6 protein-coding genes and 1 tRNA gene are annotated in these 6,091 nt (G+C 67.4%); all 7 read left to right on the forward strand.

The window, feature by feature from the left end; all coding sequences use genetic code 11:
* A partial coding sequence (locus tag AC1DBQ_RS20775) for a pseudouridine synthase (RefSeq protein WP_476930312.1) occupies positions 1-454 on the forward strand: 454 nt, incomplete at its 5' end.
* A 2-nt stretch (positions 455-456) separates the two neighbouring features.
* A complete protein-coding gene (locus AC1DBQ_RS20780; protein WP_476930313.1) occupies positions 457-1,566 on the forward strand; it encodes a prephenate dehydrogenase in 1,110 nt (369 codons plus the stop codon).
* Complete coding sequence (gene cmk, locus AC1DBQ_RS20785; RefSeq protein ID WP_476930314.1) at positions 1,566-2,339, forward strand: (d)CMP kinase; 774 nt, start codon at positions 1,566-1,568, stop codon at positions 2,337-2,339. The genes AC1DBQ_RS20780 and cmk overlap by 1 nt, the downstream gene beginning before the upstream one ends.
* Positions 2,340-2,412: 73 nt before the next feature.
* Positions 2,413-3,093: a lysophospholipid acyltransferase family protein gene (locus AC1DBQ_RS20790; RefSeq protein ID WP_476930317.1), complete on the forward strand. Its 681-nt coding sequence runs from the start codon at positions 2,413-2,415 to the stop codon at positions 3,091-3,093.
* Positions 3,090-4,640, forward strand: coding sequence for a ribosome biogenesis GTPase Der (der, locus tag AC1DBQ_RS20795; protein ID WP_476930315.1), 1,551 nt, complete (start codon positions 3,090-3,092; stop codon positions 4,638-4,640). The genes AC1DBQ_RS20790 and der overlap by 4 nt, the downstream gene beginning before the upstream one ends.
* Positions 4,641-4,788: 148 nt before the next feature.
* Positions 4,789-4,865, forward strand: a tRNA-Pro gene (locus AC1DBQ_RS20800).
* Positions 4,866-5,120: 255 nt separating this feature from the next.
* Positions 5,121-6,091: hypothetical protein (locus AC1DBQ_RS20805; protein WP_476930316.1), on the forward strand; the 971-nt coding region annotated here is incomplete at its 3' end.

A 6,091-nucleotide genomic window follows, 5' to 3' on the forward strand; every position in this document is an offset into this window, starting at 1 on the left:
CCACCACCACCATGGCGAACGCCTCTTCCACGTGGGCCGTCTCGACGTCGCCACCGAAGGGCTGCTGCTCCTGACGAACGACGGCGAGCTCGCCAACCGTCTGACGCATCCCTCTTACGAAGTCCCCAAGACCTACCTCGTGCAGGTCCGCGGTCCGTTYCCGCAGGGCATTGGCGCCGAACTCAAAGCAGGCGTCGAGCTCGAAKACGGCATCKCCTCGGTGGATTCCTTCAAGCTCGTGGATTCGACTCCGGGCCACGTGCTGATTGAGGTCGTGCTGCACTCGGGCAAAAACCGGATCGTCCGGCGCATGTTCGACGCTGTCGGCTTCCCCGTGCTGCGCCTGGTCCGCGTCAAGGTTGGCCCCATCGGGCTGGGCAACCAGCGCCAGGGCAGCATTCGCAACCTCGGCAAGCAGGAAGTCGGCCACCTACTGGCATCTGTGGGGCTGTAGGCATGTCCGCCTTTCGCATGCACGGCCGCGGACACCTCAACGGTCCGGTGGTCGTTGTGGGCGCCGGGCTCCTGGGCACCAGCATCGGGCTGGGGCTGCGGGGGCGCGGCGTTGCCGTGTTCCTCTCGGATCCCTCGCCCACCAACCAGGCCGTCGCCGTCGACATCGGCGCCGGGCTGCCGTTGGCGCGCCTTGACGGGGAACAGCCGGAGCTCGTCGTTGTGGCTGCGCCGCCGGACGTCACGGCCGACGTCGTGGCCAAAGCGCTGCAGGACTACCCGGACGCCGTCGTGGTGGACATCGCGAGCGTGAAGGCAGGCATCCTGGCCGACCTCCGCGGCCGCGGTGCCGACCTGGGCCGCTACGTGGGTACCCACCCGATGGCCGGCCGAGAGAAATCGGGCCCCGTCGCAGCCCGCGGCGAGCTGTTCACATCCATGCCGTGGGTCGTGTGCCCGKCGGAAKAAACGCTGCCGGAGTCCCTGCAGGTGGCGCGTGCGCTGGCCGTCGACCTTGGTGCCGTCGTGTCTGAATTCGCCGCCGCCGAACATGACGAAGCCGTGGCGCTGGTTTCSCACCTGCCGCAGGTGATGTCCTCGCTCGTGGCCAGCCGCCTGCAGGGCACCCCCCTGCACGCGCTGTCCCTGGCCGGAAACGGCCTGCGGGACGTCACCCGGATCGCCGCGAGCGATCCCACGCTCTGGGTCCAGATCCTGGGTGCGAACGCGGACAAGGTGGTTGCGATCCTGCACGGGGTCCGCGAGGACCTCAACCGGCTGATCGCCACGCTGGAGGCCCCGGCTGCCCCCGGCGCCCGGCTGGACCTTGCCCAGCTGATCAGCGAAGGCAACGCCGGCMAGTCCCGGATTCCGGGCAAGCACGGYGGACCCCCGCAGGCCTACTCGTGGCTGACGGTCCTGGTCGACGACACGCCGGGTCAGATCGCGAAGCTCCTGACGGAGATCGGCGAGATCGGCGTCAACGTCGAGGACCTGCGTCTCGACCACTCCTCGGGACAAAACGTGGGCATGGTGGAAATTTCCGTCCTGCCGAACAAGCACGACCTCCTGATAGAAGCACTTAACGACCGTGGATGGCGGGTACTCCAGTAATGACCCAGGAACTCATCGAGACAGTGGCCGTGGTGCGCCCCGGAAAAAGCCTTGTGGTCGCCATCGACGGCCCCTCCGGCTCCGGTAAGTCCAGCGTCAGCAAAGAGGTGGCGCGCCGGCTCAAGCTGGCCTACCTCGACACCGGTGCGATGTACCGTGCCCTGACATGGTTCTGCCTGCAGAACGGCACGGACCTGGAAGACCGCGCCGCGGTGGAGGCCGCGTCCAAGGCCCTGCCGCTGGAAGTCAGCACGAGCCCGCAGGAAGAATTTGTCCGCGTCGGCGGTGACGACGTGACGCTCGCCATCCGTGAGCCCGCCATTTCCGCCGCTGTCAGCGCCGTCGCCACCACCCTGCGCGCGCGCACGGAACTGATCCGCCGGCAGCGCGAACTGATCGAAAAGCACCACCGCCGCATGGTGGTGGAGGGTCGGGACATCACCACCGTCGTCGCGCCCGGGGCCGAGGTGCGGATGCTGCTCACCGCCAGCGAAGAAGCGCGGCTGCGCCGGCGCGGCATCCAGCTGGGCGGGAGCCAGAATGCCGAGCAGCTGGCGGCCCAGGTCACCCGCCGCGACGCCAAGGATTCCACCGTGGTGAACTTCACCACGGCCGCCGACGGCGTAGTCACCCTGGATTCCTCGGACCTGGACTTTGACGAGACGGTTCAGGCCGCCCTCGATATCGTGGACACCGTCATCAACCACCCGGCTGTCAAGCCAAGCGGCGTCCAGCCAAATAGCGTCCAGCACAGGGCCGCCCACGGTGACTGACGGGCGCACCGGAACGCCGGCGACTCTGCAGGCCTCCCTGCCCGGCCGCTGGACGACGGCGTGGAGCCGGCCCGTGGGCTGGCTCCTGGACCACGTCGTCTACCGCACCTCGGTGACCGGCCGGTCCAACGTCCCGGCCACCGGCCCGGTGATTTTCGCCGGCAACCACATCAGCTTCCTCGACGGGCCCGTCATGTTCGGCGCCTCGCCCCGGGCCATGCACATCCTTGTCAAGCAGGAAATGTTCACCKGGTTCCTCGGCCGGGTGCTCACGGCATCGGGCCAGCTTCCCGTCGACCKCCGCGGCKGCCGTGCGGCGCTGACCGCGGCCCGGAGCCTGCTCGACGCCGGACGGTGCGTCGGGATTCTGCCCGAAGGCACCCGGGGGAGCGGTGCAGCGGCCGCGATCAACAACGGCGTCGCCTGGCTGGCGCTCAACTCCGGCGCCACCGTTGTGCCCGTGTCCATCCTGGGCACAAGGATTGGCGGCKAAGACCTGGACAGTGTTCCCGCACCCCGCCGCCGGCTGCACGTCAGCTTCGGCGGGGCCATCAACGTCAGCCGCAGGCCCGGTGAGACCGGGCGTGTTTCAATGGACAGGGCGGGAACCGAAATCCGGGCCGCGCTGGCCCGTCATGTCCAGGACTCGATCCAAAGAACCGGGCAGACCTTGCCCCACGCGGAATCCCCGCACCAACGTCATGAAGCAGTAGCCGGGACGCCGGCAGATCACCACCTAAGGAAAGTGCAATGAGCGATACGACTCAAACCTCCGGCAATTTTGGCGCCGGCGAAGACGAATACACGCCMACCGGCACCGACCAGGTGGCTGAGCACCTCGCCGCCCTGGACGACGATGAGGCGGAGCTCCGCGCCGCCTCCCTGCGGGCCGGCCTGGACGACTACGAGCTGGACGAGGACGATGCCGCCCTGCTGAGCGGCCACTTCGACGACGAGGACTTTGACGGTCCGGTCAAGCTCGATCCTGTCCTGGCCATCATCGGCCGGCCCAACGTCGGCAAGTCCACCCTGGTCAACAGGATCCTGGGCCGCCGTKAGGYGGTCGTCGAGGACACCCCCGGCGTCACCCGCGACCGCGTCATGTACTCGGCGCACTGGAACGGCCGCAACTTCACCGTGGTGGACACCGGCGGATGGGAACACGACGCCCGCGGCATCCACGCCCGCGTGGCAGAGCAGGCCGAGATGGCCGTGGAACTCGCGGACGCCGTCCTGTTCGTCGTCGACTCGGCCGTGGGCGCAACCGCCACCGACGAAGGCGTCATGAAGATGCTGCGCAAGTCGAAGAAGCCGGTCATCATGGTGGCCAACAAGGTCGACGACTTCGCGCAGGAAGCCGACTCCGCAGCCCTCTGGGGCCTGGGCTTCGGCGAACCGTACCCCGTCTCGGCCCTGCACGGCCGCGGCGTGGCCGACCTCCTGGACCACGTCATGGACACCCTCCCGGAGTTCTCCACGATCGAAGGCCTCGAGCGCTCCGGCGGACCCCGCCGCGTCGCCCTCATCGGCCGCCCGAACGTCGGCAAGTCTTCCCTGCTGAACAAGCTCGCCGGTTCCGAGCGTGTGGTGGTGGACAACACCGCCGGCACCACCCGCGACCCGGTCGATGAGTTCATCGAACTCGGCGGACGCACGTGGCGCTTCGTGGATACCGCCGGCATCCGGCGGCKCCAGCACATGGCCCAGGGTGCCGACTTCTACGCCTCCCTGCGGACGCAGAGCGCGCTCGAAAAGGCCGAGGTCGCCGTCGTGCTCCTGGCCGTGGATGAAGTGCTCAGCGAGCAGGATGTGCGCATCCTGCAGCTCGCCATCGAATCCGGCCGCGCCCTGGTGCTCGCCTTCAACAAGTGGGACCTCCTCGACGACGAGCGCCGCCGGTACCTCGAACGCGAAATCGACCAGGACCTCGCGCACGTGGCCTGGGCCCCGCGAGTCAACATCTCCGCCAAGACCGGCTGGCACAAGGACCGGCTGGTCCCGGCCCTGGACACCGCCCTGGAAAGCTGGGACAAGCGCATCCCGACCGGTCGCCTTAACGCGTTCCTCGGCGAACTCGTGGCAGCACACCCGCACCCGGTTCGCGGCGGCAAGCAGCCCCGCATCCTGTTCGGCACGCAGGCTTCCAGCCGGCCGCCGAAGTTCGTGCTCTTCACCACCGGATTCCTGGATCCCGGATACCGCCGCTTCATCACCCGACGGCTCCGCGAGACCTTCGGTTTCGAGGGCACGCCGATCGAAGTCAACATGCGTGTGCGCGAAAAGCGTGGCAAGAAACGTTAATTCCGACACACCTTGCCGTGACAGCGCGAAATTGTCACGGGCACCCTCCAGGATCGTGTAAGCTTTTGGAGGTGGTTCGGCCGGACTGCTTGGAAGAAATCCTGGAGAGAATCCAGGAGGAATTCCCGGCGGAGAACGGTGGAACCAGCGGGCTGTAGCGCAGCTTGGTAGCGCACTTGACTGGGGGTCAAGGGGTCGCAGGTTCAAATCCTGTCAGCCCGACCAACAGAAAGAACCCCGCCATTCCTGACAAAGGAATGGCGGGGTTTTCTGTTTCCCGGATTAGTTCCGTGTCCAGCCCGTGTCCAGCCCGTATTCAGGCAAGTTTTCCCCAAGGTGAGGCTCGGTAACCTGCACTCAGCATCGCAGGAACAGCGCCATCGGGGCGGCGGTCAGGCCGCATCCCGGGCCGCCKGCAACTGCAGACGAAGAATCGGGTCTTTCACCCGACATGAATACCTCGGCTGGGCGGGTAGACGAATGAACACACTGTTGCGGGCCGGAGCGATGGCCGTGCTGAATCTCTTGGTTGTGGGACTGGCCGTCGGCGCGAGTCCGGCGTCCGCGGCTACCTGCCAGCCGGGGACTCCGCCGCCCACCAACGCGTATCCGGGCACGATCGTGACGGCGGCCAATTTTGAATCGGGCAGCATCACCGCTGAGKGGTTCGACGCGCCCGTCACGGGCGGGACCGGCACGGCAAGTGTCTCTTCTGCCCAGCAACACTCTGGACGCTGCTCGGTGTACCTGCACGTGACCACCGGTGCGACCTCCCTGGCCAATTTCTCGGCGCCGCTGCCGTCCGGCAKCGACGAGGTCTACACGGACGGGTGGTTCAACATCACCCGGGCCRGCCTGGCGGGCAACGATGTCCCCTACTTCCGGTTCTTCAATGGCAGCACCAGGATGTTGGATGTGTTCCGCAGCAACGACAACGGAGCCTTGGTCCTTCGGGTGACGTCCCCCACCCAGGCCGGGGTGTTCTCCTACCAGACGCTGGCGCCTACCGTGCCGCTGGGTACGTGGCATCATCTGGTGGTGCATGTCGTGGCCAACGGGGCGTCCTCCACCGCTGAGGTGTGGTTCGACGGGCAGCTCCTCTATGCCAGCCAGGTCGCCACGGCCTTCAATGCGGTCACCCGGGTGCAGTTGGGGGCCGAGCACCTGCAGCAGTCCGGCGACAGCTACATMGACGATGTGGTGATCAAGGCCGGCAAAGCCGGGGCGAGTGCCTCGCAGCGTCCCGGGACGTTCGCTCCGGTCTCTCCCACCCGGGTCCTTGATACCCGGAACAGCTCACCGATCGGCGCGAATTCCGCGGTGTCGTTCCAGGTCGCGGGGGTCAACGGGATCCCGGCGAAGGTCTCGGCGGTGGTGTTCAACCTGACGGTGACCCAGGCGCGGTCCCTCGGGTTCATCACGGCCTACGCCTCCGGCGCGGCCCGTCCCAA

This window comes from Arthrobacter sp. 10T413_2 (genome assembly GCF_056394205.1).

Bases quoted from the DNA above. Each gene is read 5' to 3' on its own strand.
- cmk (WP_476930314.1), top strand. From the start codon at position 1,566: ATGACCCAGGAACTCATCGAGACAGTGGCCGTGGTGCGCCCCGGAAAA.